The organism is Frankia sp. CeTa3Moorea (assembly GCF_978021225.1).
Window position 1 is genome coordinate 23561 of record NZ_CDXDOR010000012.1, and the last position, 26222, is coordinate 49782.

Consider the following 26222-nt stretch of genomic DNA (forward strand, 5'->3'; position numbering starts at 1 on the left):
GGCCACGATTGGCCGGGTCGACTACCACGCGACTCCCGAGATCAGTTAAGGCGGCCATGGCATGAAGGTGGAAGGCATCATCTTCAACTTCTTCGGGGTGTTCGCCGGGGCCGCCGCGCTGGTGTACTGGTTCTGGTCGAAGGACCCGACCGGCACGGCCGCGCTGACCCTCACCACGGGGCTCGGCCTGCTCGTCGGCGGCTATCTGGTCTTCACCGGCCGGCGGATCGGCATGCGCCCGCAGGACCTGCCGGATGCGGAGATCGCCGACGGGGCGGGGGAGCTCGGGCACTTCACCCCGGGCAGCTACTACCCGTTCTTCATCGGGGCCAGCTCGGTGACAGCGGCCATGGGCCTCGTCTTCGGCGTCTGGCTGATTGTTCTCGGTGCGCTTCTGGTCGTGGTGTTCGTGACCTGCCTGGTCTTCGAGAACTTCTGGCACCCGCCGGTGCCCGAGGACTGATCCCGCCCGGGTCGGGGGGTCCCCCTTCCCAAGGCCCGCTCAGGGAGCCGTGGCCGCCGCCGTGTCGACCGCTGCGGCGGCGGCCTGGCTCGCGGTCACCCAGCGTTCCAGGACGGCCCGGGCGGCGCCGGAGTCCACCGCCTCGGCCGCCCGGGGCAGGGCGGCGCCGATCTGCTCGGTGACGGGGGCGTCGGAGGGGCCGGCCGCGGCGACCAGGGCGGTGGCGGCGGCGAGCAGGACCGCGTCGCGGACGGGTCCGGGCTCACCGGCGAGCACCGACCGGGTGACGGCGGCGTTGTAACGGGCGTCCGCGCCGCGCAGTGCGGCGCGGTCCGCGACGTGGATGCCGACGTCGCGGGGGTCGAACCGCTCGCGGCGCGGCTGTCCGGCGCCGGCCGCGACGACCCACACGGCGGACGTCGTCACCGGGGTGAGCTCGTCGAGCCCGTCGTCGCCGCGGAACACCAGCGCCCGGGTGCCCCGGTCGGCCAGCACCCCGGCGACGACGGGAGCGAGCCGCGCGTCGGCGACGCCGATCGCCTGCGCGCCGGGGCGGGCCGGGTTGCTCAGCGGCCCGAGGATGTTGAACGCGGTGGGCACGCCGATCTCGCGCCGGACCCCGCCGACGTGCCGCATCGCCGGGTGGAAGACCTGGGCGAAGCAGAAGGCGATGCCGGCCGTAGCCAGGCACGCCTCGACGCCGGCTGGCGGCAGGTCGACCACGACACCGAGCTCCGCGAGCAGGTCCGCCGAGCCGCAGGATGACGACGCGGCCCGGTTGCCGTGCTTGACCACCGGCACACCCGCGCCGGCGACGACCAGCGCGGCCATCGTCGACAGGTTCACGGTGTGGGAACGGTCGCCGCCGGTCCCGCAGGTGTCCACGGCGCGGGCCCGTACCTGCTCGGACAGGCTCAGGGGCGTGGCACTGGCCAGCATGGCCCCTACCAGGCCGGCGATCTCCTCCGGCGTCTCCCCTTTGGACCGCAGCGCTACCGCGAACCCGGCCACCTGCGCGGGCGAGGCGGCCCCCGCCATGATCTGGTGCATCGCCCAGGCGGTGCGCGCGGAGTCCAGGGACTCGCCCGCCAGCAACGCCCCGATCAGCTCCGGCCAGCTCGTCTCGACGGTCGGGAGAGCCCCGGCGGGGGAGCGGCCGGTGTGGGAGTGGGATGCGCTAACGGTGGTCATATCTCGGAAGCCCTGGATCTCAGTGGGCGAGCTGGGCGCCGGTGAGCGGCTGACGGGCCACGGCGCCGCCGGCACGCGCCCGCAGCAGTGTCACGACCGCCTCGGTGAGCAGACCCGGGTCGATCGGATGGGTGACCACCGCATCCGCCTGGGACCAGGTGGCGAGCCAGCGATCGTCCGGGCGGGCGACCAGCAGGATGGTCGGCGGACAGTTGATGACCTCGTTCTTCAGCTGCCGGCAGAGCCCCATGCCGCCGCTGGGGGTGGCCTCCGCGTCGAAGACGCACAGATCCGCCTCGTGATGATCGACCACGCCGATCGCCTCGGGGGCGTCGGCGGCCTCGACGAACTCAATCGGACCGAGGCCAGCGGCGGGGAGACGGCCGATCGCGTTCCGGACGTGTTCGCGCACATCCGCTCGGTCGGCGTAGACGAGGATGGTGATCATGTCGTCCGCGGGCCTTTCGCGAGAGGTGACCATCGCCGACCGGCGGTGAGCCGGCCAGCGGTGAACTGCGGACCGCCCTCCAGGCACCTCGGGCTCCCAGGTACCCCGGACATCCGGGCACCTCGGAAGTGGACGCTGCCATGTGAGAGTTGTCCCGTGCAGGCTACCTCCCGCGGACCGTCGGACGTGACCCGTGTCGCGTCGCCCGCCGGGTCCTCGCCGGGCCGGGTGGGGTCGGGATCACAGACCCCTGGTTGCCTTCGGATCGTCGCAGGAGTGATACTGAGAATCGTTCTCAATCGGTGGACCCTGATGCCGGCCGGACCGCGTGACGCCTCGATCGCCGCCGCCGGCGGCCCGGGGCGTTCCACCGCCGTACGACGGGCGTGATCCTATGAACAACCAGACCGATCTTCGTCTCACTTCGCAGCGGATGGCCGTGCTGGCGGTGCTGGCGGCGGCCCGCGACCACCCGACCGCGGCCGAGGTCTACGAACGGGTACGGACCGTGTCCCCGGGGATCGGCAGCGCGACCGTATACCGCACACTGGCGTTGCTGGTGTCCGCCGGTCGAGCGCTCGAGCTGCGCCTGGGCGGCGGCCCGGCGGCCCGGTACGACGCCAACACGAGTCGTCACGACCACGTGGTCTGTGGCGGATGCCGTCGGGCGGTCGACATTGATCACCCCGTCCCCGACGGGATGATGGCGGAGATCGCGTGCCGCTCGGGATTCGCCATCACCGGGTACGACCTGCAGTTCCGGGGGCTGTGCCCGGATTGTCAGGCGAACGGCTCCGGCCCGGCCCGCGGCGCGGACAGGACCGGTCAATAGTGAACACCCATCCACAAGGAGCACTTCATGCCGAAGCTTGACGGCACCAAGACCCACGAGAACCTCAAGGAGGCGTTTGCCGGCGAGAGCCAGGCGAACCGGCGTTACCTCTACTTCGCCCGCCGGGCCGACATCGAGGGGCTGACCGACGCATCGTCGCTGTTCCGCGACACCGCGGAGGGCGAGACCGGGCACGCCTTCGGGCATCTGGATTTCCTCGCGGAGGTCGGCGACCCGGCGACGGGCGAGCCCCTTGGCACGACCATGAAGAACCTGGTCAGCGCCGTCGCCGGCGAGACCTACGAGTTCACCGCCATGTACCCCGGCTTCGCCAAGACCGCCCGCGAGGAGGGCTTCGAGGAGATCGCGGACTGGTTCTCGACCCTCGCCCGGGCGGAGAAGACCCACGCCGGTCGGTTCAAGAAGGCCCTCGACGCGCTGTCGGCCGAGGAGACGGCCGACGCCTGATCGTCGGGGTTTCTCGATCGACCGGGCCGGGGTGGCGGGGCGATGCCAGTAGTCCCCGTCGCCACCCCGGCCCGTATCGTCGCTCCCGCGCCGTGGGCCCTCGGCCGTTCCTGGGCCCTCGGCCGTTCCTGGGCCCTCGGCCGTTCCTGGGCCCTCGGCCGTTCCTGGACCGCTCGCCCATTCACGGATCCCAGCATTTCCGGACAGGAGATCGCACGATGGCGCTGACCATCGCCGACATCACCACCGACCACCAGGCGTACGCGGAGCGCCGGCCGCGGCTGCGCAGTCAGATGATCCTGGTGCGCGCCGAACGCCGGGTACGGGTCGGGGACATCGTCGTCCTCGAGTTCGAAAACGAGCAGACGCTGCGCTACCAGGTGCAGGAGATGGTCTACACCGAGCGGCTGACCGCCTCCGCCGACGTCGCCCACGAGATCGATGCGTACTCCCGCCTGCTGCCCTCCAGCCACGTCCTCACGGCGACGGTGTTCATCGAGCTCTCGGTTCTGGAGACCGTCCGCGAGGAGTTGGGGCGGCTTGCCGGGCTGCAGCACAGTCTCGCCCTGGAGATCGGCGGGACCCGGGTGGCGGGCGAGGAGATCCCCGGCCTTGACGAGGATCCCGATGTGACCACTGAGACCGTCTCCGTGCACATGGTGCGCTTCGCGCTGACCGATTCGCTCCGGGATGCCTTCCGCGACCCCGAAGTGCTGGTCGAGCTCGTCGTGGAACACCCGGAGTACAGCGAGGCGACGCCGTTGACCGGAGCCACCCGGCGTGCCCTCATCGCGGATCTCGCGTTGCGGTCCTGACCGGCCCACTCGGCCGGCGCCGACCTGTCACGGCCGGTCGCAGCCGGTCACGGCCGGTCGCGGTCGCGGGTCCCCGGTCGCGGGTGAGGTCGGACACGTCCGCGGGCAGTCGGTTCGCGCGCGGTGGGATGGGTAGGCGGAACACCTAGGGCACGCGTCCGTGTCGGCACGTCCGCCCACCCGTCAACGTCAGCACGTTCATCCACGTCAGGGAGCCACCCGTGACCGATGACCAGCTACGTCCCGACCGCACCCGCCCCGGCGCCGCTGTCCCGGCCGGCGTCCCCTCCGCGCAGGGCACGGCCGCGCGGGCCGCGCTGCACCGCCTCGCCGAAGGTAAGGACGAGCGAGCGGCGCTCGGCGACCTCGCCGTCGCCGAGGTCCTGCTGCCCGACCTCGGTAACGACATCACCGATCTGTCGGAGGAGGACGACAGCGTCCTGCAGCTGCCGGTGGCCGAACGGCAGGACGGCACCCAGTTCGTCCCGACGTTCACCTCTGAGCAACGCCTGGCCGAGGCGCTGCCGGAGGTGGCGCGTTACCGCACGGTCCAGGTGGCAGCACTGGGCCGGATCTGGCCGTCCGATGATCTCCTGCTCGCGGTCGATCCCGGCTCGGAGGGCGGCATCGCCCTGCCGGCGGACGGCCTGCGGGCGCTCGCCGCGATGTCCGGCTGAGGCCCGGCCGGCGTCACGTCACGTCGCGGTCGGGGGCCACGTCGCGGTCGGGGGTGTCCGTGTTGGCTCGACCGTGCCCGCCGAACGGCGCTGGCGGGCCGGTGTGTCGCGGGTGAGGCACGCAACATCGGCCGGGTCAGCCTTGTCGCTCCGCATCGTTCGTAGGCCGACTGACATCGCTGTGACCTGCGTTTTTCCAGTTGCGGCAGGGCTTTGCCGGGCACGCGAGGCAGCCGCCACGATGATCCGGGGCGGTCATCGACGGGTCGTAGTCCTACCGAACGTCGAACCTACGGTGGCGCGTGGGCCGTCCCGTGCCAGAATGACCGACGTGGCCTCAGCCCCCGTCCTCGAGAAGGCTCCTCCACCGCACCCGACGGCCAACCGTCCCTCGATGGTCTCGGTTGGCACGGTCGTGTGGCTGTCATCGGAGCTGATGTTCTTCGCGTCCCTGTTCGCGATGTACTTCACGATCCGTTCGGTCAACAGCGGCAACTGGCCGCCGGCTACCGGCGACCCTGCCGGATCCGAACACGGACCCGTGGAGCTGCACGTCGGGTACGCGTTGTTCTTCACCGTGATCCTGGTTCTGTCCAGCGTCACCTGCCAGCTCGGCGTGTTCGCCGCCGAGCGTGGTGACGTGTACGGGCTACGGCGCTGGTACCTGATCTCGCTGATCATGGGTCTGGTGTTCGTCGGCGGCCAGGTGAACGAGTACTTCAGCGAGAACAAGTTCACGATGGCGTCGCACGCCTACGGATCGGTGTACTACCTGACCACCGGTTTCCACGGGCTCCATGTGATCGGCGGTCTCGTCGCCTTCTTGATGGTGCTGGGCCGATCGATGTACGGGCGCTTCACGCCGGAGAAGGCGACCTCGGCGATCGTCGTGTCGTACTACTGGCACTTCGTCGACGTTGTCTGGATCGCCCTCTTCGCGACCATCTACCTCCTCCAGTGAGCGACATGACTGCATCCTCGGGCACCTCGTCATCCTCGAGCACGCCGTCGGGCATCCCACCGTCGGGCACCCCCGCGCCGGGCACCCTGGCGTCGGGCACTGCGGCGTCGCGATCCTCGGTGCCGGTCGCCGCCACGAAGCGGTTCTCGGGCGGGCGCCGTTCGCCCGCGCGTCGTCGCCGGAGGTCCTCCGCGCTGGTCATGGTCCTCGGCCTGCTGGCCACGGGGGTGCTGTGGACGGTGCTCGCGCCGGGCGGCAACGCCGCGCAGACCCCGGACGCCAATGAGGCGGTCCGGCAGGGCCGGGCGCTGTACCTGCAGGGCTGCTCGACCTGCCACGGGCTGGGAGCGCAGGGCACGAACACCGGGCCCAGCCTCATCGGCGTCGGCGCCGCCGCGGTGGACTTCCAGGTGTCGACCGGCCGGATGCCGCTGGCCGCCCCCGCCGCGCAGGCCGACCGCAAGCCCCCGATCTACTCGGCGACCCAGATCGACCAGCTCGCCGCGTACATCCAGAGCCTTGGCGGCGGCGAGGAGATACCGAAGGTCACGGACGCGGCGCTCAACGACGCCGATCTGTCGCACGGCGGCGAGTTGTACCGGGCCAACTGCGCGCAGTGCCACCAGGCCGCCGGGCAGGGTGCGCCGCTGACCTACGGCAAGTTCGCCCCCTCGCTGAGTGAGTCCACCCCGGTGCAGGTCGTCGAGGCCATGCGGACCGGGCCGGAGTCGATGCCGGTGTTCGGCCCGCGCCAGCTCAACGAGGAGGACGCGATCGCGATCGCGGCCTACATCAGGCACATGAAGGAAACGCCGAGCGCCGGTGGGCACAGCCTCGGTAACTACGGTCCGGTGCCCGAGGGGCTGCTGGCCTGGCTGGTGGGCGTCGGTGCCCTGCTGGGCGTGTGCCTGTGGATCGGAGCGAGGCAGAAGGTATGAGTGACCAGACGGGCCCGGGAACGCCGGGGCCGGCGGATTCCGGTGCGGACCAGCCGTCCGTCCCGAGGGACCGGCGTATGCACTACCCGGGCTACCAGGGCGAACCGGCCGATGAATCTGAGCAGGACTCGATGAGCAGCATCTTCAGAAGGGCGAAGCACCCGGTGGACACCTCCGGCCAGCCCGCCGGGGGATCCGGGGTGTCCGCCGGCGGCCCGGACGTCCCGGCCGGGACGCCGGACGGCCCGGAGGCCCTGGGCACGCCGCCCCACCAGACCGACTCGACCCGTGAGCCCGGGACCACGGCCGTTCGCCCGCGGGCGGGGGTTATCCAGCCGACCTACGGGGAACGGGCCGCCGGCGGGGTGACCGTCCGTCCGCCGCGCGCGCAGGACGTGGACCGCCGGGCCGAGCGGCGGGCGGAGCGGCTGATCGCCGGCTGGTTCTTGATCTCGGTGATCGGCACCGTCGGGTTCGTCGTCACCAATTTCGCCGGTGACAAGCACAAGGCGTACTACACCCCCTCCCTCGGGGCCGCGCTGGGCCTCGCCGTTGGTGGGCTCGGCATCGGCCTGATCCTGTGGGCCAAGCGGCTGATGCCGCACGAGCAGGCCGTGCAGGAGCGCCACGCGTTCGCCTCCTCGAAGGAGGAGATCGCCCTCACCGAGGAGGAGATCGCGGCCGGGTTCGCCGACACCGGCCTCGCGCGCTACCCGTTGCTGCGCCGCACCCTGCTCGGGGCTGGCACCGTGCTCGGCGGGCTGATCGTGGTGCCGCTGCTGAACCTGACGAACGCCAAGCCGGGCAAGAAGCTCGACCACACGAGCTGGGTGAAGGGTGCCCGCCTCGTCACGGAGGACGGCCGTTACGTCAAGCTCGGCGACGTCGCCATCGGCGGCATCGAGACCGTATTCCCGGCCGTTCCGGTGACCGAGGCCGACGGCACCGTCGCGTACCAGCCGAAGACCGATATCCAGACCAAGGCCGACAGCACGACGATCCTCATCCGGCTGCCACCGGGGGTCGACCGCCCCCGCAAGGGCCGGGAGGACTGGGGCGTCGACGGCCACGTTGCCTACTCCAAGATCTGCACGCACGCCGGCTGCCCGGTCAGCCTGTACGAACAGCAGACCCATCATCTGCTCTGCCCCTGCCACCAGTCCGTCTTCGACGTGCGGGACGGCTGCCGGGCGATCTTCGGGCCGGCCAGCCGGTCCCTGCCACAGCTTGCCATCGCCGCGGACAATGACGGGTTCCTCTACGCCCGTGACGGTGACTACCACGAGCCCGTCGGTGCCGCCTTCTGGGAGCGCTCATGACCACCGCCTCCGCCCCCGAGTTCGTCAAGCGGCCGGGCCCGATCCGGAAGGCCAACCGTGAGCTCGACGAACGGTTCGGCAACCAGGCCTTTCTGCGGCGCAACCTGAACAAGGTCTTCCCCGACCACTGGTCGTTCATGATCGGGGAGATCGCCCTCTACAGCTTCATCGTGCTGCTGCTGACGGGCATCTACCTGACCCTGTTCTTCGACCCGTCGAACACCGAGGTCATCTACAACGGTTCCTATGTCCCGCTCAAGGGCGTGGAGATGAGCCGGGCCTACGCCTCGACGCTGGACATCAGCTTCGACACCCGGGCCGGTCTGGTGTTCCGCCAGATCCACCACTGGGCCGCGCTGGTCTTCGTCGCGTCGATGGTCGTGCACATGTTCCGGGTGTTCTTCACCGGCGCGTTCCGCAAGCCCCGCGAGACCAACTGGCTGATCGGCATCGGTCTGGTCGCCCTGTCGATGCTCGAGGGCTTCGCCGGCTACTCGCTCCCGGACGACCTGCTCTCCGGCACCGGTCTGCGGATCGCGGCCTCGATCGCCCAGTCCATCCCGATTATCGGGACGTGGACGTCGTTCCTCGTCTTCAACGGGGAGTTCCCGGGCGTCAACTTCCTGCCCCGGCTCTATGTGACGCACATCCTGCTGGTGCCGGGCGTCCTGCTCGCGCTCATCGGCGCGCACCTGGGCATCCTGTGGCACCAGAAGCACACGGACTTCCCCGGGCCGGGCAAGACCGAGGACAACGTCATCGGCCACCGGGTCTTCCCGGTGTTCGCGGTGAAGTCCGGCGGGTTCTTCATGCTGGTCTTCGCGATGCTCGCGCTGCTCGGTGGTCTCGCCCAGATCAACCCGATCTGGATGTTCGGCCCGTACGACCCGGCGAAGGTCAGCGCGGCCTCCCAGCCGGACTGGTACATCGGCTTCCTCGACGGCTCGACCCGGCTCATGCCGCCGTGGGAATGGCGCGGCTGGGGACACACCCTCCCCGCGGTGTTCTGGCCGACTGCCGTCCTGCCGGGCATTATGTTCACGCTGGCGGCGCTCTATCCCGCGCTGGAAGCCAGGTTCACTGGGGACACGAAGCCGCACAACCTCCTGCAGCGGCCCCGGGAGGCGCCGACCAGGACCGCGATCGGCGCGATGGCGATCAGCTTCTACCTGGTGCTGATGATCTCCGGCGGTAACGACATCATCGCCAAGACCTTCAGCATCTCGCTGAACGCGATGACCTGGGCCGGCCGCATTGGGCTCATCGTCGTGCCACCGATCGCCTACGTGGTGACGAAGAAGATCTGCATCGCGCTCAACCAGAAGGACGCCGAGATCGAGCATCACGGCATCGAGACCGGGATCATCCGCCAGCTTCCCAGCGGGGAGTTCGTGGAGGACCACCGCCCGAAGCCAACTCCCATCCCCGACCATCCGCTCGTCCCGACGGACCGGTTCGAGCTGCCGGCGGCCAACGGGCACGGCGACGGTCACGGCAAGGGGCTTGCGCGCCGCGCCGGCAAGGCCGTGACCGGGTTCTTCGTCGAGGAGAAGCAGCCACCCGGCGGCGGCCGGCAGTAGCCCGTCCGGCCTGACGGAGTACCTGACGGAGTACCTGGCGTCAGTACGTGGCGTCCTGACGTCATGACCTGACGTCACGTCAGGCCGACGGGAACCACTCGTCACCGTCATACGCACGTACCGGCCGGCCGGGGGCCGCACTGAATCCGGCCGCGGCGCGGATGGCGCCCGCGGCCGGCCAGCTCCACTCGCCCTCCAACCGCACGAGCCGTACCCCCGGCCCACCGAGCCAACGGGCGATGCGCTCGGTCTCCTCGACGGAGGCGCACGGGGCCGGGCCGGGCCGTGGCCGCACCGTCTCGGCGCTGGCGACCACGGCGTCGACCCAGGGCCGCGGATCGACACCGGGCGGCACGCTCGCCGCCGACACCAGCCGGCCGTGACGCACCATGGCCAGATCCCAGCCGGCCTCGGCGGTCGGGGCCGCGGCGACGAGCTCGGCGACTCCGGTGAGAGCCGACAGCCGTTGGGCACGTGCGGCCGCGCGGACGAACGCGATCATCCGGTCCCGCTGGACGGCGGCCTCCTCGTAGCGCTGCTCGGCGGCCAGCCGGTCGATGCGCCGCGTCGAGGCGGCGATGACTCGGCCCGGATCGCCGGTGATGGCGGCCCGGGCGGCGGCGACGTGCCGGCCGTAGCTCGCCACGTCCTCCCGGCCGTCGCACGGCGCTCCGCATCTGCCGAGGTCGGCGAGGGTACAGGCGGGCCGACGCACGCGCGGGGACAGGCGCCCGGAGCACTGGCGCAGCGGCACCGCGGCCAGCAGCGCCTCGGCGGCGGCGTCGGCGGCGCGGACGCTGCCGAACGGCCCGAGATAGGTCGCGTCGTCACGGGCGGTGCGCACCCGTGAAAGCCGCGGGAACGGCTCGTCGGTGAGCTTGAGGTACACGGAGCGCTCCGGGAAGCGGGATCGGCGGTTGTACGGCGGCTTGTACTCGGCGATTAGCCGCAGTTCCCGGACCTCGGCCTCCAGGGCGTGCGCGCAGCCGATCGCGTCGACCCGCTCAGCCAGCGCCACCATCTCCGCCATCCGGGTCCGGGGCTCGCTGGCGGTGAAGTAGGTACGGACCCGGGAACGCACCGAACGCGAGGTGCCGACATACAGGGCCCGTTCGTCGGCGTCCCGGAAGATGTAGACACCCGGGCCCGTCGGCAGGCCGTCGGCCAGGTGCCGTTTGCGTCGCTGGGCCGGCGACACCCGGGAGCTGTAGTCGTGCAGGTCCTCCAGGGTGGTCACGCCCGCGTTGCCGAGCCGTTCGAACAGCCCGTGCAGCACGTCGACGGTGGCCCGGGCGTCCGCCAGCGCCCGGTGGCGGGGTTCGACCGGGCTGCGGAACAGCGAGGCCAGCGACGTGAGCCGGCAGTCGGGACTCTCGTCTCTCGTGACCACCCGCCGGGCGATACGCAACGTGTCCAGATACTCCCAGGCGGGCACCGGATAGCCGCAGAGCTCGACGGCGGCGCGCAGGAAGCCGAGGTCGAACGGGGCATTGTGGGCGACAAGAACGGCACCGCGGGCGAACTCCAGGAAGGTGGGCACCACCTGCGCGACCGGCGGCGCCGTCGCCACCATCACGTCGGTGATGCCGGTGAGCACCGAGACCATCGGAGGGATGCCGACGCCCGGCCGGACCAGGGTGGCCATCTCGGCGAGGATTCGGCCGCCGCGGACCCGGACCGCGCCGATCTCGGTGATCTCGTCGGTTCCCGGGGAGGTGCCCGTCGTCTCCAAGTCGAGCACGACGAAGGTCACGTCCGCCAACCGGCGACCGAGATCGTCCAGCCTGCCCTGCCGGGGCGGCCGGGGACGGTCCGGGGCGGGATCTGGGCGCACGGCGTCACGGTAGGCCCCACCCCCGACAGTTTCACGCCCGGGATTATCCGCCGGGCCCGGAGGCGAAAGCAGGTCCGCCTTGCCGCACGTCGTCACGGAGGTTCCGGGTCACGGAGGTTCCGGGTCACGGGCCGGTGGAAAATGATTAACGATACCTGATCCGTAGGGTGCTGGGTGCGCCACGGGACGGTATTGGCCATAGAATTCGCCGCGGTTGTCCCGTTTATGGTCCCGTCGGGGCAGTCCGGTGCTTCTGTCGGGGCGTGTGCTCAAACGTGCGGCCAACTCGGCAGGCCTGCGTGCGTCGAATGCGGAATCATGCCCAGGTGGCATGGTTCGAGACGAACGGCATTCGAGTGGCGCGGGTCGCGGTCGACTGTTCGAACGTTGACGTGATGGTGCGCTTCTGGTCCGCCGCATTGGGATACGAGGTGAGCCGGCGTGACGACGGGGTGATCCTGCGTCACCCGGCCGGCGCGGGACCCAAGCTCCTCCTCAGGCCCGGGGCGAAGCGCGATGCCGGCCGTAACCGGCTTCATCTGGATCTCTACGCTGTCGACGCGGAGCGTGTGATCGGCTGGTTGTCGACCCTCGGTGCCCGCCGGGTGTCCCGGTACGACGACGACGGGGAGAGCGGATACGTTCTCAAGGATCCGGAGGGTAACGAGTTCCGGGTGATGACGGTCGGGCCGGCGGGATTCGCGCGCCCCTTTGTCTGACACCCCGGCGGGCCGGGCTCCCACGGGGTTGGGTTCCCGGCGGGTCGGCGAGGGTGGAGCACGGTTTCGGAGAAGCGTGCTCCACACCACCGTCGCGTCCAGCGGAAAACGTGACGGCTCGACGGCCGGGTGAACGGCCATCGGCCATCGGGTGCTGTCGTCACGCGCCGGACGACCCGGTCGATAGGGTCGCAGCCATGTCGAGCGTCTTCACCCGGATCATCAACGGCGAGCTTCCCGGTCGCATCGTCTACTCCGACGAGCACGTGGTGGCGTTCCTGACGATCGCGCCGATCCGGCCGGGACACACCCTGGTCGTTCCCCGCACCGAGATTGACCATTGGATCGATCTACCCGATGATCTCCAGGTCGCGTTGTGGAGCGCCGCGGCGACGGTGGGCCGCGCCATCGACGCGGCCTTCCGACCTCGGCGGGTGGCCGCGCTCGTCGCCGGGCTCGAGGTCCCGCACGTCCACGTGCATCTCCTGCCGATCGAGGACGAGACGCAGATCGACTTCAGGCTCGCCGACCACAACCCCGACTCGGCCGAGCTCGATGCCGTGGCCGAGCGGATCCGCGCCGCCCTCGGCTGAGAGCCGGGTACCGGCCGGCGCGGATCTGGCTGTTCTGGCGGATCGTAGGGTTACGCGGCGGTCAGAGCTGGAACTTCGGTGGATCGACGGCGAACAGCGGTTCCCAGTTCAGGATGGCGTGCCCGGGTGGCGCATCGATGACGATGTTGCCCCGGACCCGCTGCCCGGCCTTGAGAGTCGACACCGACAGCCGCGGCGCGACGTTCTCGTAGCTGCCGTCGTACCGGGTGCCGTCGGAGGTCTGGATGTAGAAATCGGACGGTGAAGCGGACGTCGACCCGCGGCTCACCTCGACCGTCACGTTAATGACGTAGTAGGCCCCCTGGGCGGGCGCGTCGCCGTACTGGGTCACCTTGCCGGTGGTGGAGCAGACGCTGTTGAGGGTGACCCTGGCTTCGAAGTCGCTGACCGAGGAGGTGGCCCGGCCGACGGCGGTGCCGGAGCCGCCGATCGTCGCGGTGCCGGCCGCCGGCGCGTGCTGTGGCGTCACCGGAACGCAGCTCGGCACTCCGTTCGGCGGGGTCGCGGTCGGGGCGGTCGCGGTCGCAGTGGTATTCGGGAGGTCGGGCACGGTCACCGTCGGGGCCGGTGGGGAGGCGATCTCGGTGTCGTCACCGCCGCCCACCGCGAGGGCGATCACGACACCGAGCACGATGGCGGCGACCACGGCGAGGGGCACGATGATGAACAGCGGACTGGTCCGCTGCCGGGGCGGAGGCGGCGGGACGCCCTGCTGCCACCCGCCGGGCGGCGGGTAGCCCCCCGGGGGGTTCTGGTAGGCGTCGGGACCGCCCTGGTAGCCGACCGTCCCCGGGTATGGGGCACTCCCACCCTGGTAGGGCCCGGCAGCCGCGGCCGGGGGATGGTCCGGCTGCTGCCAGCCGCCCGGTTGTCCCCAGCCCTGCCCGACGCCGGGCTGTCCCCACCCTGGCGCAGCGCCGGGGTGCTGTGGGCCGCCGGGGTGCTGTGGGCCGCTGGGCTGCCCGCCCCACTGCTGCCCGCCCGGTTGCGGGACGGTGCCCGGCCAGGCGAGGCGTGTCTCCTCCGAGTCGGGCTGGTTCGGCTGGCCGGGCTGGGGCGCTCCCCACGGTGGGACCGGAGCCGGCGGGGGAGTAGAGGGCGAACCGGAGGCGGGGGTGCTGCCAGCGTCCGCGGGCTGGTGCCAGGGGTCATTCGGCTGCCTCCACGCCTCCTGGCTCCCGTCACCGCTGGGGGGCTGGTGAGGCGGGTTCTGGTCGGTCACGATGATCCTCTCAGGCGCAGCCAGGGCCGCGTTCGGAAGAAAACGAGCATAAGGGGCGCGCCTCGCGAGGCTACATAAGCCGACTTTCACCTGAGGCAATGCCCGCCCCGCCGTAGGCCGCCGACGTACCGATCCGGCCGGTAGCGGTGGTGAGTGCCCTGAGCTCTCCCGATAAGCTGTACTGTCATCGTTCTCCCCGTCGGCTCCGGAGTCCCGCGTGCCTTGCTGTCTGGCCGGTTGGACGAGCCGTTGGAGATACGGCCCGCCCGGTTTGTCCGTCGTGCGCGTGTTGATGAACATTTCGTCGCCACCCTCGGATTCGCCGCATGAGTGAGCCGCTTCCGGCGCCGGTGCGGGCGCATGTCGTCGAGTTCGCCGAGCAGACGCTGGCGGATCTTCCCGAGCCGGAGGTCCCGCCGTCGCTGGTCGCGGTGCGCCGCTTCAAGCCCTCCCGCCGCGTCCGCCAGGGAGCTGTCCCGCTGGCCGCGGCGGTGGACGGTGACGTGTTCCGCGGCCAGGTCGCCGAGTGGATCCGCCGTCATCATCCCGAGCTTGTCGAAGCCGTCAGCTCGCCGGACGGACCGCCGCCCGCGGCGCCTCCCGAGAAGATCGCCGCGGTCGCGTACCTGCTGCGGGTCTCCGGCTGGCAGGAACTGGTCCAGGTCGCTGCGGCGTCCACGGCGGAGGCGGCGGTCCGCAGCCAGGTCGACGAGGCCGAGCGGACGATACTGCGGCTCACCGAACAGCTCGAGACGAGCAAGCGCATCGCCGCGGCCGAGCAGGAGGAACTGCGCGAGCAGCTGCAGGCGGCCCGGGCGGAGGCGGACGAGGCTCGCCGGCGGCTGCGCTCGTCCACCGCCGGGATCCGGCGGGCCGAGGACGCCACGCGAGAGGCCCTGACCGCGGCCGAGGCGGCCCGGGACGCAGCCTTGGCCGCCAGCCGGGATGCCGAGGCGGAGACCCGGCGGCTGCGCGGCCGGGTGGCGGAGCTGGAGAGCGCGCTCGCCTCCACCCGCCGGGACAGCCGCGAGTCCCGCAGCGTCGATGACGCCCGGTTGCGCGTTCTCCTTGACACCCTGATCGTCTCGGCGCACGGCCTGCGACGCGAACTCGACCTCCCGACGATGGTCGCGAGGCCCGCGGATCTCATCGCTCGCGGCGGAGCCGGCCCGAGTAACGGCCCGCAGGCGTTCGCCGGGGCCCGCGGGCGGCCGGACGACGACCCCTCCCTGATCGACGAGGTGTTGGCCGTCCCCGGGGTCCATCTGATCATCGACGGGTACAACGTGACCAAGCGGGGCTACGGCCGCCTCACCCTGCAGGCCCAGCGTGAGCGGCTGCTGTCCGGACTCGGTGCGCTCGCGGGCCGCAATCCCGACAGCGAGGTCACGGTCGTCTTCGATGCCACCGCCGTCGTGGCCCGGCCGGTGGGTGTCGCCATGCCTCGGGGGGTGCGCGTGCTGTTCAGCCGGCCCGGGCAGCTCGCCGACGAGGAGATCGTCCGGCTGGTGCGGATGGAACCGGAAGGCCGCCCGGTCTTCGTCATCACCTCCGACCGGGAGGTCGCGGAGAACTGCGCCGCCGCCGGAGCCCGGGCGGTACCCTCGGCCGCTCTGCTGGCCCGCCTCGACCGGTAGGGGATCCGCCGGGCGGGACTTTCGTCGGGCGGGACTTTCGTCGGGCGGGACTTGTCCGCCGAGAATTGTCGGACCCTGGACCTACCGTCGGTGAAGTCGGGAGATCGGTGCTCGGATTTTCTGTCGTCGCCGACCTCCACCGGTTCGGATCCGGAAGGTGCGCACGATGCTGATCGACTGTGACTCCTGCACCGCCCGTGGTGTCAGGTGCGCCGGCTGCATGATGACCGTCCTGCTCCCGGCGCCGGGCCCGCCCGTCGGCTGGGACGCCGAGGAGCTCGAGGCATTGCGGTTGCTCGCCGACGCCGGTCTGCTGCCCCCGCTCGCCGACGTGCGGACGGCCCTGCTGGACCAGGCGCCGCGGCTGGACCAGGCGCCGCGGCGTCGCCGCGCCGGCTAGCCCGCCCGGCCGGGGGCCGGCGCGGGCGCCGGTGGGGCCGTGGGAAAACGCGGTGGGACCGTGGGAGAATATGGGCGGATGCGCGTGCTGGCCGTCACGAACGATTTCCCGCCTCGTCCCGGCGGGATCCAGGCCTACGTGCACAACTTCGCCTCGCGGCTGCCCGGGGGCGAGATCGTTGTCTACGCCCCGGCCTGGAAGAACGCCGCCGCCTTCGACGCCGAACAGAACTTCCCGGTCGTGCGGCACACCACGTCGCTGATGCTGCCGACACCGGACGTCCTGCGCCGAGCCAGAGAGATCGCCCGGGCGGAGGGATGCGACACGGTGTGGTTCGGCGCCGCGGCACCGCTCGGGCTGCTTGGAGCCCGGCTGCGCCGCGACACGGCCGTGCGCAGGATGGTCGCGAGCACCCATGGTCACGAGGTCGGCTGGGCGGCGCTGCCGGGGGCGCGTCAGGTGTTGCGCAGCATCGGCACCGCGGCCGACGTCATCACCTATCTGACCAACTACACCCGGGCCCGGGTCCGGCCCGCCTTCGGCGGCCATCCCACCTTTGCCCGGCTGCCCAGCGGAGTCGACCCCTCGCTGTTCCGTCCCGGTCACGGGCGCGAGGAGATGCGCCGACGCCATGGGCTGACGGGCCGCCGGGTGGTGGTGTGCGTGAGCCGGCTGGTCGCCCGCAAGGGCCAGGACATGCTGATCCGGGCGCTGCCCATGGTACGGCGCCGCGTGCCGGATGCCGCGCTGCTGATCGTCGGCGGCGGTCCCCGGCGGGGTGATCTCGAACGGCTCGCCCGGGAGAACGGCGTCGCCGAGCATGTGATCATGACTGGTTCGGTGCCGTGGGAGGAACTGCCGGCGCACTACGCGGCGGGCGACGTGTTCGCGATGCCCTGCCGCTCCCGCCTCGCCGGTCTGGAGGTCGAGGGGCTCGGCATCGTCTTCCTGGAGGCGTCGGCGACCGGCCTGCCGGTGGTGGCCGGCCGCAGTGGGGGTTCCCCCGACGCCGTCCTGCACCAGCGCACCGGCATCGTGATCGACGGTACCGATCTGGCGCAGGTCGCGACGACCGTCGGTGATCTGCTTGCCGACCCCGACCGGGCGGCGTCGATGGGTGCCGCGGGGCGGGCGTGGGTCGAGCTGCGCTGGCGGTGGGACGTCCTCGCGCAGGACCTGCGCACGCTGCTTGCCGGCCCGGACGGGGTTAGCGCGGGGTGGCGTAGATGTCCTCCACCGCCTGGCTGAACCGGTCGAGCACCAGCGAGCGGCGCACCTTCAGGCTCGGGGTGAGCTCGCCGGTCTCCACCGTGAAGTCCTGGGGCAAGATCGCGAACTTCTTGATGCTCTCGGCGTGCGACACCGTCGCGTTCGCGGTGTCGATCGCATGCTGGATCTCGGTGCGCAGGCCGGCGTCGTCGACCAGGTCGGCAACCGTCGCGCCGGCCGGCTTGCCCGCCGAGGACCGCCACCGGTCGAACGCCTCGGGATCGAGCGTGACGAGGGCGGCGATGAAGGGCCGCCGGTCCCCGATCAGCATCGCCTGGCTGACCAGGGGATGGGACTGGACGATGTGCTCCAGCGGCGCCGGCGCGATGTTCTTCCCACCGGCGGTGACCAGCAGCTCCTTCTTGCGGCCGGTGATCCGCAGGAAGCCGTCGGCGTCGAGGTCGCCGAGGTCGCCGGTGTGCAGGAAGCCCTCGGCGTCGAGCGCCTCCTTCGTCGCGAGCTCGTTGTTGCGGTAGCCGCGGAACAGCAGGGGACCGCGGATGAGGACCTCCCCGTCATCGGCGATGGCGATCGTCACGCCGGGAAAGGGCTGGCCGACGGTGCCCATCCGGACGTTGCCCGGCCGGTTCGCCGCGGCCGGCGCGCTGGTCTCGGTCAGACCGTAGCCCTCGAGCACCGTGAACCCGATCCCGCGGAAGAAGTGGCCGAGGCGTTCACCCAGCGGCGCCCCGCCGCTGACCGCGTAGCGGGCCCGCCCGCCGAGCGCCGCCTGGAGCTTGCTGTAGACCAGCGCGGCGAACAACCGGTGCCGCAGCCGCAGGAGCAGACCGGGGCCGCCGCCGTCGAGAGCCCGGCTGTAGGCGACCGCGGTGTTCTCGGCGGCGTCGAAGATCCAGCCCCTGCCCTCGGCGTGCGCCTTGTGGCGTGCCCCGGCGTGCACCTTCTCGAACACCCGGGGCACGGAGAGCAGGAAGGTCGGGCGCACCTTGGCGAGATCGGGCAGCAGGGTCCGCGAGTCCGGGGTGTAGGCGAGGGTGAACGCCCCCTGGACCACGCCCACCTGGAGCATGCGGGCGAACACGTGCGCCAGCGGGAGGAACAGCAGTGTGGACGCACCGGGCGCGAACAGCTCGGGCAGCGTGGCGATGGCCGCCTCGGCGGTGAACAGCAGGGCGCGATGGGTGATCTCGCAGCCCTTCGGTTGGCCGGTGGTCCCCGAGGTGTAGATGATCGTCGCGAGGCTGTCGGCGTTGACGGACGCCCGGGCCGCCGTCAGCTGCTCCGGCGCGATGCCGGCGCCGTCCACGGCGAGACCGGCCAGCGCCCCGTGCTCGATGACGAGGACCTCCCGCAGCGCGGGGACGCCGTCGCGTACCTGCGCGACCCGCTCGGCGAGCTCGTCGTTTTCGACCACGAGAACCTCGACGCCGGCGTCCCGCAGGATCCACTCGATCTGGCCCGGGCTGGAGGTCTCGTAGATCGGCACGCAGACGGCGCCGGCCAGCCACGTCGCGTAGTCGACAATCGTCCACTCGAACCGGGTCCGGCTCGCCAGACCGACGCGGTCCCCGGGCCGCACCCCGCGGGCGATGAAGCCCCGGGCGGTGGCCACGACGTGATCGCGGAACTCGCGGACGGTCATGCCGACGAACTTGCCGTCGATCTTGTGCTGGATAAGCGTACTGTCCGGATGTGCCGCCGCGTTGCGGAACACGGCGTCCGTCAGGGTCGCATCGTCGGCGATGGTGATCAGGGGCGGGGAGGTGTACTCGCGCACTGCTACTCCTACCAGTCCTACCAGATGGCTTGTGCACGCCGGGGGGACGACGCCACGGAACAACGGAAGCACGGAACAACGGAAGAACGGAAGACCAGGCCAGGGCATCAGACGTTAGCCTCCGGGCGGGCGGTTTGCGACCTTGCGGGGTGTAAAGGGTTCCCTTCGACGGCGTCCGACCGATGATCGTTGCCGGTGAGCGCGACCGCCGGGGACATGTCCCGGGTATGCCCGGGATCCGCGCGGCATCCCTCATCGGCCGGATGGGCCGTTCGAGTAGGGGCGACGGGCCCCTGTCGGCGCCTAAGCTTCCAGCCATGCGGGTCCACGTGGTCAGCGACGTGCACGGGCGGGCGGATGCGCTGGCGGCGGCGGGCGAGGGGGCCGACGCATTCGTGTGTCTGGGTGATCTCATTCTCTTCATCGACTACCACGACCACGGCCGGGGCATCATGGGCGACCTGTTCGGCGCCGAGGCCGTGGGTCGCATGATCGAGCTGCGTAACGCCCAGCGGTTCGACGAGGCCCGGGAATGGTCCCGGACGCTGTGGGCGAGCCTGGGCGGGGACCGCACGCAGATCGTGGAGGCGGCCATCCGCCGTCAGTACGAGGTGCTGTTCGCGGCGTTCCCGACCCCGACCTACCTGACCTTCGGCAACGTCGATCTGCCGCACCTGTATCCTGAGTACCTGCGCGACGGCGTCACCCTGCTGGACGGGCAGACCAGCACGATCGGCGGGTTGCGGTTCGGCTTCGTCGGCGGGGGGCTGCAGACCCTGATGCGCACCCCCTACGAGATTGACGACGACGCCTTCGCCGCCAAGGTCGCCGCGGTGGGCGAGGTCGACGTCCTGTGCTGCCACATCCCCCCGCACATCCCCGAGCTGGTCTACGACATCGAGGCACGCCGCTTCGAGCGCGGCAGTGTGGCGATCCTCGAGGCCATTCACGCGACCCGGCCGCGCTACGTGCTCTTCGGGCATGTGCACCAGCCGTTGACGGCCAGCCTGGAGATCGACGGCACACGCTGCGTGAACGTCGGACATTTCCATGCTCGGGGGACGCCCTTCGTTCTCGAGTGGTAGCCGGCCGCTCGGCCGGGCGCGCTCGGTGTTCCGGTAGCCTCAGGCGATCGGTCGGGGATTGTTCCCGGGCCCCGGAGAGATCCGGGTTGCCGGTGGGCCGGCGACGCCGTGCTCTTCAGCCGCGCTCGAAGAATGTGGAGGTGCTGTCTGCCATGGCGGACCACGCCCGATCGACGATCGTCATCAACGCCCGGCCCGCCGCGGTGATGGGGGCGATCGTCGACATCTCCGCGTATCCGACCTGGATCGGCCAGATCGAGGAGGCCGAGATCCTCGACATGGGCCCGGACGGCCGTCCCCGGCGCGCCCGGTTCCGGATCAACGCCGTCGTCATCAAGGACGAGTTTGTCAACGAGTACACCTGGAAGGGCGACGATCAGGTCGTCTGGAGCATGGTCGAGGGCCAGGCGATGTCGTCGCAGGACGGCAGCTACACCCTGCGCGACCTGGGTGACGGTAGCACCGAGGTGACCTACGACCTCACCGCTGAGACAAAGATCAAGATTCCTGGTCTGCTCCGGCGGAAGGTGCAGAGCGGCATCGTGGATGCCGCTCTCAAGGACCTCAAGAAGTACGTCGAGAGCTGAGCGCACGTGCGGTGTGTGCTCTTCACGGGGAAGGGCGGCGGCGGTACCACCACGGTGGCGGCGGCGACCGCGATCCTCGCCGCTCAACGGGGTCATCGGACCCTCGTGCTGTCGGTCGACCCGGCCGCGGGGCTCGCCGGCGCGCTCGACCACCCGATCGGCGCCGAGCCGACCGAGCTTGAACCGGGGTTGCACGGCCAGCAGGTCGACCTGCGCCGCGCGGTCGAGACCCGGTGGCCGGCCGTACGCGAGGTGCTGGCGGGCACCTGGCCGGCCATCAACGTCGATCCGTTCGACCTGGAGGAGTTGGCCTTCCTGCCGGGGGCCGTCGAGACCCTGACGCTACTCGAACTGCGTGACGGCCTCACCAGTGAGAACTACGACCTGGTGGTGGTCGACGGAGGTTCGGCGGCGGCGCTGGTGCGGCTGCTGGCCTTTCCCGAGACGCTGTCGTGGTACTGCCGCCGGCTGCTGCCGCCCGACGGTGCCTTCGCGCGCTGGCTGCGACCCGGTTTCGGCTGGGCGGCGGCGCTCGGCGGCCGGTGGAGCACGCTGGCGGCCCCCGCCTACGACACCGTCAACCGCCTGCACCGGGCGGCGGTCGACCTGCGCGCGATCCTCACCGACCACGCCACCACCAGCGTCCGGCTGGTGCTGACCCCCGAGAGCTCGGCGCTCGCCGCGGCCCGCGGCAGCTTTACGGCGCTGTCGCTGCATGGGTTCACCCTGGACGGCGTCGTCGTCAACCGGATCTTCCCGTCGGCGAACGCGGACGCCTGGCGGGCGGGGTGGGCCGCCGTTCACCGCGAGCAGCTCGCCGACATCACCGCGGCCTTCATGCCCACCCCCGTCCTCCCGGTCGGCTACCGGGCGGGCGAACCGATCGGCCTGGAGGAGTTGGCCGCCTTCGGCGCGGCGACCTACGGTGAGCTCGATCCGGGGAGTGTTCTCGGGGAGCCGCTCATCGGCCCGAGCGGCCAGCCGCGGGTGGAGCGCACCGAGGACGGGTTCGCGCTGTCCTTCGGGCTGCCGTTCGTTGACGGTTCCCAGATCGATCTGGCCCGGCTGGGTGATGACCTGGTGGTGACCGTGGGGTCGTACCGGCGGGCCGTTCCGCTGCCTGCGGTGCTGCGTCGCTGCGACGTGAGCACCGCCCGGCTGCGTGACGATCGGCTGGTCGTCTCGTTCGTCCCGGACCCGCAGCAGTGGGTGCGGGTATGACCACGCAGCGGTCCACCTCGGGCCGGCCCGGCGGCGCCGGGCCCGACTTCACCACGCCTCCCACCGGCCCGCCTCCCACCGGCCCGTCCGCGTCGCCCGGCCGCGGGTCGCTCGCGGTCGAAGCCGCCCTGCTCGCTGACGCCCTGCGGGACTGGGCCGCCTCGCACCTGCCCCCCGGCCATCCCGGTCCCGCCGCATCGTCGGCGGCGGGACCCGCCGCCGACGATGCGGCGTCGATACCCGATCCCCACGCGGATCCGGCGCCGGGACCCGCGGATCACACCTGGCCCTGCGCCGTGTGCCCGCTGTGCCGGCTCCTGGCGAGCCTCGCCGGCGACCGCCCCGAGGTGGTTGGCCATCTCCTCGCGGCTGCCGGATCCCTGACCGCGGCGTTCCGCGCCGCCCTCGGTGCCCGTGGGGAGGACGCTCCGGGGCCCGCCACGCCGCGACGGCGCGAGACGGCGCCCCCCGCATCTGGGGATCATCCATGGCCGGGGGACACCACCGGCACTCAACCCGCCACCGCGCTTAGACCCCGCGTGCAGAGGATCGATATCACGTGAGCATCGCTACTCCCGATAGTTCGAAGAATCTGGATATTCCGGGCAGCTTGACGGTTCCGCGCACCGAGCGTGCCGGTGCGGCCCCCGGCCCGTTGCCGGTGGAGAACCGGATGGAGGGCCTGACGATCGGCGTCGACGTTGGCGGGACGAAGGTCGCCGCCGGCGTCGTGGACGGCGCGGGGACGATCATCACCTCCCTGCGCCGGCCTACCCCGGGCCATTCGGCCGCCGAGGTCGCGGACACCATCGCCAGCGTCGTCGCGGAGCTCAGTGCCGACCACGCCGTGCGTGCGGTCGGCATCGGCGCGGCCGGGTGGGTCGACTCGGACCGGTCCCGCGTCCTGTTTGCACCGAACCTCGCCTGGCGCGACGAACCCCTGCGCGACGAGGTCGGGGCGCGCATCGGCCTGCCCGTCGTCGTGGAGAACGACGCCAACGCGATGGCCTGGGCGGAGTACCGTTTCGGGGCCGGCCGTGGCCGGCGTGACCTCGTCTGCCTGACGGTGGGAACCGGCATCGGCAGCGGCATCGTCCTGGGCGGTGAGCTCTACCGGGGCGCGTCCGGTATCGGCGCCGAGATGGGCCACATGCGGGTGGTACCCGACGGGTACCCGTGCGGATGTGGTAACAGAGGGTGCTGGGAACAGTATGCGAGCGGGCGAGCGCTGGTCCGGCTGGCGAAGAACATCGCCACCGTGGATCCGAGTGCGGCCGTGCCCATGCTGGAGCATTGTGGCGGTGGCGTCGACGCGCTGACCGGCCCGGACGTCACCGAGGCGGCACGCAAAGGGGACCCGGCGGCGATCAGGTGCTTCACCGAGATCGGCCACTGGCTAGGCGAGGGTATGGCGACGCTGGTCGCCGCGCTCGACCCGAACCGCTTCGTCATCGGCGGCGGCGTCTCCGACGCCGGCGAGCTGCTGCTCGGCCCGGCCCGGCAGAGCCTCCTGGCCGCCATGCCCGGGCGGGATTACCGTTCCGAGCCGGACATCGTCATCGCCGAGCTCGGATCCCAAGCGGGCCTCGTGGGCGCGGCCGACCTCGCCCGGTTCTGACCCGAAATCCCCACGAGTATCCCAGGAGGGTCGCCGAAGGCGATTCGACGGAGACCCCGTACGGCGCCCTATGACAGGGGTCCCCGCGTCGCGGCGAAGCCGCTAGGTGGGGAGGACCGGTAGTCGGGCACCAGTTCGGCGGCGAGCTCCTCGAGGAACAGCCCGGTGTCGGCGACGACGCCGACCGCGTGCGCGCTGGTGCGTTCGGTGAGGGCGTGCACCGTCGAGGGGTTGACGTCCACGCAGGCCACCGGGACCGAGGCCGGCAGGATGTTGCCGGTGGCCACGGAGTACTGGGCGCTGGCGATCATGAGGGCGAACGCCACTCCCCGCAGCGCGGCGCGCATCGCCCGCTGGCCTGCCAGGACGTCGGTGTGGACGTCGGGCAGCGGGCCTTCGTCGCGGACCGATCCGACGAGCACGAAGGTCTTGTTGGCCTTGACCATCGCGTGCATGATCCCCTGGGTGAGCACGCCGGACTCCACGGCGGCCCGGATGGATCCCTCCCGGCGGATCGTGTTGACCGCGCGGATGTGCTGCTCGCTGCCGCGCTGCACCCGGCCGCTGCGCAGCGGCCCGAGCCCCAGCGGCGATCCGTAGAGGGCAGCCTCCACGTCGAGTGTCGCCAGTGCGTTGCCGGCGAACAGCACGTCGACATAGCCGGCCCCGACGAGGGCGATCAACGCTGGCCCGGCCCCGGTGCTCACCACAGTCTGACCCGCCACCCAGAGCACCTGCGACCCCTCGGCCTTGACCTCGCGAATCTGGCGGGCGATCGCCCGGGCCAGGACCGCCTGCGGCTGGGTGGAGCTCGGCAGCGGGGCGGCCAGGGACTCGTACTCCTCGTAGACCCGGCTGGAGTGGGCGGTGACCGGCAGGACGACCTTCACCCCGTCCACGCCGCACACGATCATGTCTCCCGCGCGCACGTCGGTGACCGGTACCGTTTGCACCCGGCCGTGCGAGACGACCAGGCCGCAGTCCATCTCGGGATGCTCCACCGGCACCCACTGGCCGTCGAGGTGGACGACGGTCTCCAGATTGGTGGTGGAGTAGAAGTCCGGGGGGAAGACGCCGTCGCGGTCGGCCGGCTCGCACCGGGCCGTGCCAGACTCGATCTTGTTCACGCCGTGGACCTGGATCCGCATCAGAATGCGCATGAGCTGACTCGGTGAATCGGCCCCCACCGTGATGACCGCGTGGGACTCGTCATCGTGGCTGTGCCCCAGGTCGATACGATCAACCCGATAGTCACCGCCATAGTCCAGCACGTCGTCGAGAACCCGAGCCAGCACGCCCGTGTCCATGAGATGCCCGTGGACCTCGACCTTTTCGTGGTACTGCACGCCCCACGCCCTTCCTTTTCGGTGCCGGTACGACGGCTGCCACGCCGCGCTCAGACCACCGCGCCGTCGTCGGGGCCGTCGAAATCCGTGGGCGGACGGTCTCCCATCCGCGCGACCAGCGTGCCGACCCCGCCGAGGATCAGCAGAACCCCGGCGACGTTCTGGGTCCGGGACTGGTTGAAGTCGATCAGGTTCGGAACGACGAGGAACATCACACCGAGGGCGATCGAACCGAGTGCCCAGCGCGTCACGGGCCTGATCCGTGGCAGCGGTGGCGGGGGTGGCGGCTCGTAGTGCTCGTGGTCCGGGTCCAGATCCGGGTCGTCCAGACCCTCCGGGACCTGGCCGGAACCCGACAGATCGCCGAGGTCGACGACGAAGTCCTCGGTGCCGCCGCGTCCCCGTCGGCCGCTGTCACCGCCCGCGGACGGGAACGGCAGCTGGTCGGGCCGGGGGTCGGTCCGGTCCTCCGATACGGGCGGACCACCCGGCTCGAACGGCGGGCGTAGGATGATCACAGTGGGGCGGCGGGTGTCGTCCAGATTCTCCGCCGCCGGCCACCGATGGGATTCGGGCTCGTCGTCGAAGCGCGCGATGAGTTCGAAGAACGCGGCGTCGTCGGCTTTCTGGGAGCGCGGGGAGGGCCGCGGTGCGTCGCCCCCCGCGGTTGTCGCGGATCCGTCGCCGCCGCCGTCGAGGCCGCTGTCGTTGAGGCCACCGTCGCCGTCGTCGCCACCACCGTCGGCCGGCTCCTCGCGGTTCGCGGAGGTGTCACCGCCGCCGGCGGGGGCGCTGCCCGGCCCGCCGAGGGGAGCCCCCTCGGGCACGGCGCCGTCCGCCGGCGAGGGCCGGTGCTCGCCGGGTCCTGAACCCGGTGACCGCTCAGCCATCGCCGCAGGGCACGTCGGGCACGAGCGCGCGTGGCGCGTGCCGCCGGACGAATTCCAGACTTCCGTCGAAGATCGTTTCTCGGTCGTTGTCGAGCGTCGCGACGTGGTAACTGTTCTCCAGCAGCCGTTCCTCGGCCGGGGCACGCAGCCCGGCCAGCAGAATCGCGCCGGAGCTGGCTTCCACCACGTGGTCGACGATGCTGCGGTAGGTGAGGACCGGACAGACGATCCGACCGAGCTCCGGCCGGGTCACCGCCCACAGTTGGCGCAGCGACGCGAACGGGCGCAGGGGTACCCGGTCGTAACCGACCTCGGGCACGCCCTCGGCCTTCACGTCGCCGGCCACGCCA

General features: G+C 71.3%; 27 protein-coding genes. 19 read left to right on the top strand and 8 right to left on the bottom strand.

Going from position 1 to position 26222, the window contains the following annotated elements; translation table 11 throughout:
• Positions 1-61: 61 nt before the first annotated feature.
• Positions 62-463, top strand: coding sequence for an aa3-type cytochrome oxidase subunit IV (gene ctaF, locus AC08OV_RS04115; RefSeq protein ID WP_462186434.1), 402 nt, complete (start codon positions 62-64; stop codon positions 461-463).
• Between the two features lie 39 nt (positions 464-502).
• Here ctaF and trpD read toward each other — a convergent pair whose 3' ends face one another.
• Both trpD and AC08OV_RS04125 read right to left on the bottom strand, forming a co-directional pair.
• Positions 503-1654, bottom strand: a complete 1152-nt coding sequence (trpD, locus tag AC08OV_RS04120; RefSeq protein WP_476616245.1) for an anthranilate phosphoribosyltransferase — start codon at positions 1652-1654, stop codon at positions 503-505.
• 19 nt (positions 1655-1673) lie between these two features.
• A complete protein-coding gene (locus AC08OV_RS04125; protein ID WP_476616246.1) occupies positions 1674-2102 on the bottom strand; it encodes a response regulator transcription factor in 429 nt (142 codons plus the stop codon).
• Between the two features lie 394 nt (positions 2103-2496).
• On the opposite strand from AC08OV_RS04125, the gene AC08OV_RS04130 reads away from it, so the two are divergent.
• From AC08OV_RS04130 to qcrB, 8 genes are all read left to right on the top strand, one after another.
• Entirely contained in the window at positions 2497-2934 is a 438-nt protein-coding gene (locus tag AC08OV_RS04130) for a Fur family transcriptional regulator (protein ID WP_476593555.1), read from the top strand.
• Between the two features lie 27 nt (positions 2935-2961).
• A complete protein-coding gene (locus AC08OV_RS04135; RefSeq protein ID WP_462186431.1) occupies positions 2962-3402 on the top strand; it encodes a rubrerythrin family protein in 441 nt (146 codons plus the stop codon).
• 218 nt (positions 3403-3620) lie between these two features.
• On the top strand, positions 3621-4217 hold the full coding sequence (locus AC08OV_RS04140; protein ID WP_476614885.1) for a DUF3501 family protein: 597 nt from the start codon (positions 3621-3623) through the stop codon (positions 4215-4217).
• 221 nt (positions 4218-4438) lie between these two features.
• Positions 4439-4894: an SseB family protein gene (locus AC08OV_RS04145; RefSeq protein WP_476600648.1), complete on the top strand. Its 456-nt coding sequence runs from the start codon at positions 4439-4441 to the stop codon at positions 4892-4894.
• 322 nt (positions 4895-5216) lie between these two features.
• On the top strand, positions 5217-5855 hold the full coding sequence (ctaE, locus tag AC08OV_RS04150) for an aa3-type cytochrome oxidase subunit III (protein ID WP_462186428.1): 639 nt from the start codon (positions 5217-5219) through the stop codon (positions 5853-5855).
• Positions 5856-5860: 5 nt separating this feature from the next.
• Positions 5861-6793, top strand: coding sequence for a cytochrome bc1 complex diheme cytochrome c subunit (gene qcrC, locus AC08OV_RS04155; RefSeq protein WP_476614884.1), 933 nt, complete (start codon positions 5861-5863; stop codon positions 6791-6793).
• Positions 6790-8112 carry a cytochrome bc1 complex Rieske iron-sulfur subunit gene (gene qcrA / locus AC08OV_RS04160; protein WP_476614883.1) on the top strand — a complete coding sequence of 441 codons (1323 nt, stop codon included), beginning with the start codon at positions 6790-6792 and terminating at the stop codon, positions 8110-8112. The genes qcrC and qcrA overlap by 4 nt, the downstream gene beginning before the upstream one ends.
• A complete protein-coding gene (qcrB, locus tag AC08OV_RS04165) occupies positions 8109-9692 on the top strand; it encodes a cytochrome bc1 complex cytochrome b subunit (RefSeq protein ID WP_476614882.1) in 1584 nt (527 codons plus the stop codon). The genes qcrA and qcrB overlap by 4 nt, the downstream gene beginning before the upstream one ends.
• A 79-nt stretch (positions 9693-9771) precedes the next feature.
• On the opposite strand, the gene AC08OV_RS04170 is transcribed toward qcrB, so the two are convergent.
• Positions 9772-11526: a DEDD exonuclease domain-containing protein gene (locus tag AC08OV_RS04170; RefSeq protein ID WP_476619319.1), complete on the bottom strand. Its 1755-nt coding sequence runs from the start codon at positions 11524-11526 to the stop codon at positions 9772-9774.
• A gap of 308 nt (positions 11527-11834) precedes the next feature.
• Between AC08OV_RS04170 and AC08OV_RS04175 the strand changes: the two genes are divergently transcribed.
• A complete protein-coding gene (locus AC08OV_RS04175) occupies positions 11835-12245 on the top strand; it encodes a VOC family protein (RefSeq protein ID WP_476615891.1) in 411 nt (136 codons plus the stop codon).
• A gap of 197 nt (positions 12246-12442) precedes the next feature.
• Entirely contained in the window at positions 12443-12838 is a 396-nt protein-coding gene (locus tag AC08OV_RS04180; RefSeq protein ID WP_462202462.1) for an HIT family protein, read from the top strand.
• Positions 12839-12899: 61 nt separating this feature from the next.
• On the opposite strand, the gene AC08OV_RS04185 is transcribed toward AC08OV_RS04180, so the two are convergent.
• Positions 12900-14081 carry a DUF4352 domain-containing protein gene (locus tag AC08OV_RS04185; protein ID WP_476615890.1) on the bottom strand — a complete coding sequence of 394 codons (1182 nt, stop codon included), beginning with the start codon at positions 14079-14081 and terminating at the stop codon, positions 12900-12902.
• Positions 14082-14407: 326 nt separating this feature from the next.
• On the opposite strand from AC08OV_RS04185, the gene AC08OV_RS04190 reads away from it, so the two are divergent.
• The 3 genes from AC08OV_RS04190 (at position 14408) to AC08OV_RS04200 (ending at position 17366) form a co-directional block, all read left to right on the top strand.
• Positions 14408-15718 carry an NYN domain-containing protein gene (locus tag AC08OV_RS04190; RefSeq protein WP_476619320.1) on the top strand — a complete coding sequence of 437 codons (1311 nt, stop codon included), beginning with the start codon at positions 14408-14410 and terminating at the stop codon, positions 15716-15718.
• Positions 15719-15884: 166 nt separating this feature from the next.
• Positions 15885-16118 (top strand): hypothetical protein, encoded by a 234-nt coding sequence (locus AC08OV_RS04195; protein ID WP_476615377.1) that lies wholly within the window; start codon positions 15885-15887, stop codon positions 16116-16118.
• Positions 16119-16196: 78 nt separating this feature from the next.
• Positions 16197-17366, top strand: coding sequence for a glycosyltransferase family 4 protein (locus AC08OV_RS04200; protein ID WP_476615376.1), 1170 nt, complete (start codon positions 16197-16199; stop codon positions 17364-17366).
• Here AC08OV_RS04200 and AC08OV_RS04205 read toward each other — a convergent pair.
• Positions 17326-19125 (bottom strand): AMP-dependent synthetase/ligase, encoded by a 1800-nt coding sequence (locus AC08OV_RS04205; protein WP_476615375.1) that lies wholly within the window; start codon positions 19123-19125, stop codon positions 17326-17328. The genes AC08OV_RS04200 and AC08OV_RS04205 overlap by 41 nt on opposite strands.
• 317 nt (positions 19126-19442) lie before the next feature.
• Between AC08OV_RS04205 and AC08OV_RS04210 the strand changes: the two genes are divergently transcribed.
• The 5 genes from AC08OV_RS04210 (at position 19443) to AC08OV_RS04230 (ending at position 23636) form a co-directional block, all read left to right on the top strand.
• A complete protein-coding gene (locus AC08OV_RS04210) occupies positions 19443-20210 on the top strand; it encodes a metallophosphoesterase family protein (RefSeq protein ID WP_476615374.1) in 768 nt (255 codons plus the stop codon).
• A gap of 152 nt (positions 20211-20362) precedes the next feature.
• Positions 20363-20797 carry an SRPBCC family protein gene (locus tag AC08OV_RS04215; RefSeq protein WP_476592921.1) on the top strand — a complete coding sequence of 145 codons (435 nt, stop codon included), beginning with the start codon at positions 20363-20365 and terminating at the stop codon, positions 20795-20797.
• A gap of 6 nt (positions 20798-20803) precedes the next feature.
• Positions 20804-22018, top strand: coding sequence for an ArsA family ATPase (locus AC08OV_RS04220; RefSeq protein ID WP_476619321.1), 1215 nt, complete (start codon positions 20804-20806; stop codon positions 22016-22018).
• Positions 22015-22581, top strand: coding sequence for a hypothetical protein (locus AC08OV_RS04225; RefSeq protein WP_476619322.1), 567 nt, complete (start codon positions 22015-22017; stop codon positions 22579-22581). The genes AC08OV_RS04220 and AC08OV_RS04225 overlap by 4 nt, the downstream gene beginning before the upstream one ends.
• Positions 22578-23636, top strand: a complete 1059-nt coding sequence (locus AC08OV_RS04230) for an ROK family glucokinase (RefSeq protein ID WP_476615252.1) — start codon at positions 22578-22580, stop codon at positions 23634-23636. The genes AC08OV_RS04225 and AC08OV_RS04230 overlap by 4 nt, the downstream gene beginning before the upstream one ends.
• A gap of 68 nt (positions 23637-23704) precedes the next feature.
• On the opposite strand, the gene AC08OV_RS04235 is transcribed toward AC08OV_RS04230, so the two are convergent.
• The 3 genes from AC08OV_RS04235 to AC08OV_RS04245 all read right to left on the bottom strand — a co-directional run.
• Positions 23705-24982: an ornithine cyclodeaminase family domain gene (locus tag AC08OV_RS04235; protein WP_476619323.1), complete on the bottom strand. Its 1278-nt coding sequence runs from the start codon at positions 24980-24982 to the stop codon at positions 23705-23707.
• A 50-nt stretch (positions 24983-25032) separates the two neighbouring features.
• Positions 25033-25872 (bottom strand): hypothetical protein, encoded by an 840-nt coding sequence (locus AC08OV_RS04240; protein ID WP_476615255.1) that lies wholly within the window; start codon positions 25870-25872, stop codon positions 25033-25035.
• The coding region (locus AC08OV_RS04245) for an alpha/beta hydrolase (RefSeq protein WP_476619324.1) at positions 25865-26222 on the bottom strand (358 nt) is incomplete at its 5' end. The genes AC08OV_RS04240 and AC08OV_RS04245, both read right to left, overlap by 8 nt.

Bases quoted from the DNA above. Each gene is read 5' to 3' on its own strand.
- ctaF (WP_462186434.1), top strand. From the start codon at position 62: ATGAAGGTGGAAGGCATCATCTTCAACTTCTTCGGGGTGTTCGCCGGG.
- trpD (WP_476616245.1), bottom strand. From the start codon at position 1,654: ATGACCACCGTTAGCGCATCCCACTCCCACACCGGCCGCTCCCCCGCC.
- AC08OV_RS04125 (WP_476616246.1), bottom strand. From the start codon at position 2,102: ATGATCACCATCCTCGTCTACGCCGACCGAGCGGATGTGCGCGAACAC.
- AC08OV_RS04130 (WP_476593555.1), top strand. From the start codon at position 2,497: ATGAACAACCAGACCGATCTTCGTCTCACTTCGCAGCGGATGGCCGTG.
- AC08OV_RS04135 (WP_462186431.1), top strand. From the start codon at position 2,962: ATGCCGAAGCTTGACGGCACCAAGACCCACGAGAACCTCAAGGAGGCG.
- AC08OV_RS04140 (WP_476614885.1), top strand. From the start codon at position 3,621: ATGGCGCTGACCATCGCCGACATCACCACCGACCACCAGGCGTACGCG.
- ctaE (WP_462186428.1), top strand. From the start codon at position 5,217: ATGACCGACGTGGCCTCAGCCCCCGTCCTCGAGAAGGCTCCTCCACCG.
- qcrC (WP_476614884.1), top strand. From the start codon at position 5,861: ATGACTGCATCCTCGGGCACCTCGTCATCCTCGAGCACGCCGTCGGGC.
- qcrA (WP_476614883.1), top strand. From the start codon at position 6,790: ATGAGTGACCAGACGGGCCCGGGAACGCCGGGGCCGGCGGATTCCGGT.
- qcrB (WP_476614882.1), top strand. From the start codon at position 8,109: ATGACCACCGCCTCCGCCCCCGAGTTCGTCAAGCGGCCGGGCCCGATC.
- AC08OV_RS04175 (WP_476615891.1), top strand. From the start codon at position 11,835: ATGCGGAATCATGCCCAGGTGGCATGGTTCGAGACGAACGGCATTCGA.
- AC08OV_RS04180 (WP_462202462.1), top strand. From the start codon at position 12,443: ATGTCGAGCGTCTTCACCCGGATCATCAACGGCGAGCTTCCCGGTCGC.
- AC08OV_RS04190 (WP_476619320.1), top strand. From the start codon at position 14,408: ATGAGTGAGCCGCTTCCGGCGCCGGTGCGGGCGCATGTCGTCGAGTTC.
- AC08OV_RS04195 (WP_476615377.1), top strand. From the start codon at position 15,885: ATGCTGATCGACTGTGACTCCTGCACCGCCCGTGGTGTCAGGTGCGCC.
- AC08OV_RS04200 (WP_476615376.1), top strand. From the start codon at position 16,197: ATGCGCGTGCTGGCCGTCACGAACGATTTCCCGCCTCGTCCCGGCGGG.
- AC08OV_RS04210 (WP_476615374.1), top strand. From the start codon at position 19,443: ATGCGGGTCCACGTGGTCAGCGACGTGCACGGGCGGGCGGATGCGCTG.
- AC08OV_RS04215 (WP_476592921.1), top strand. From the start codon at position 20,363: ATGGCGGACCACGCCCGATCGACGATCGTCATCAACGCCCGGCCCGCC.
- AC08OV_RS04225 (WP_476619322.1), top strand. From the start codon at position 22,015: ATGACCACGCAGCGGTCCACCTCGGGCCGGCCCGGCGGCGCCGGGCCC.
- AC08OV_RS04240 (WP_476615255.1), bottom strand. From the start codon at position 25,872: ATGGCTGAGCGGTCACCGGGTTCAGGACCCGGCGAGCACCGGCCCTCG.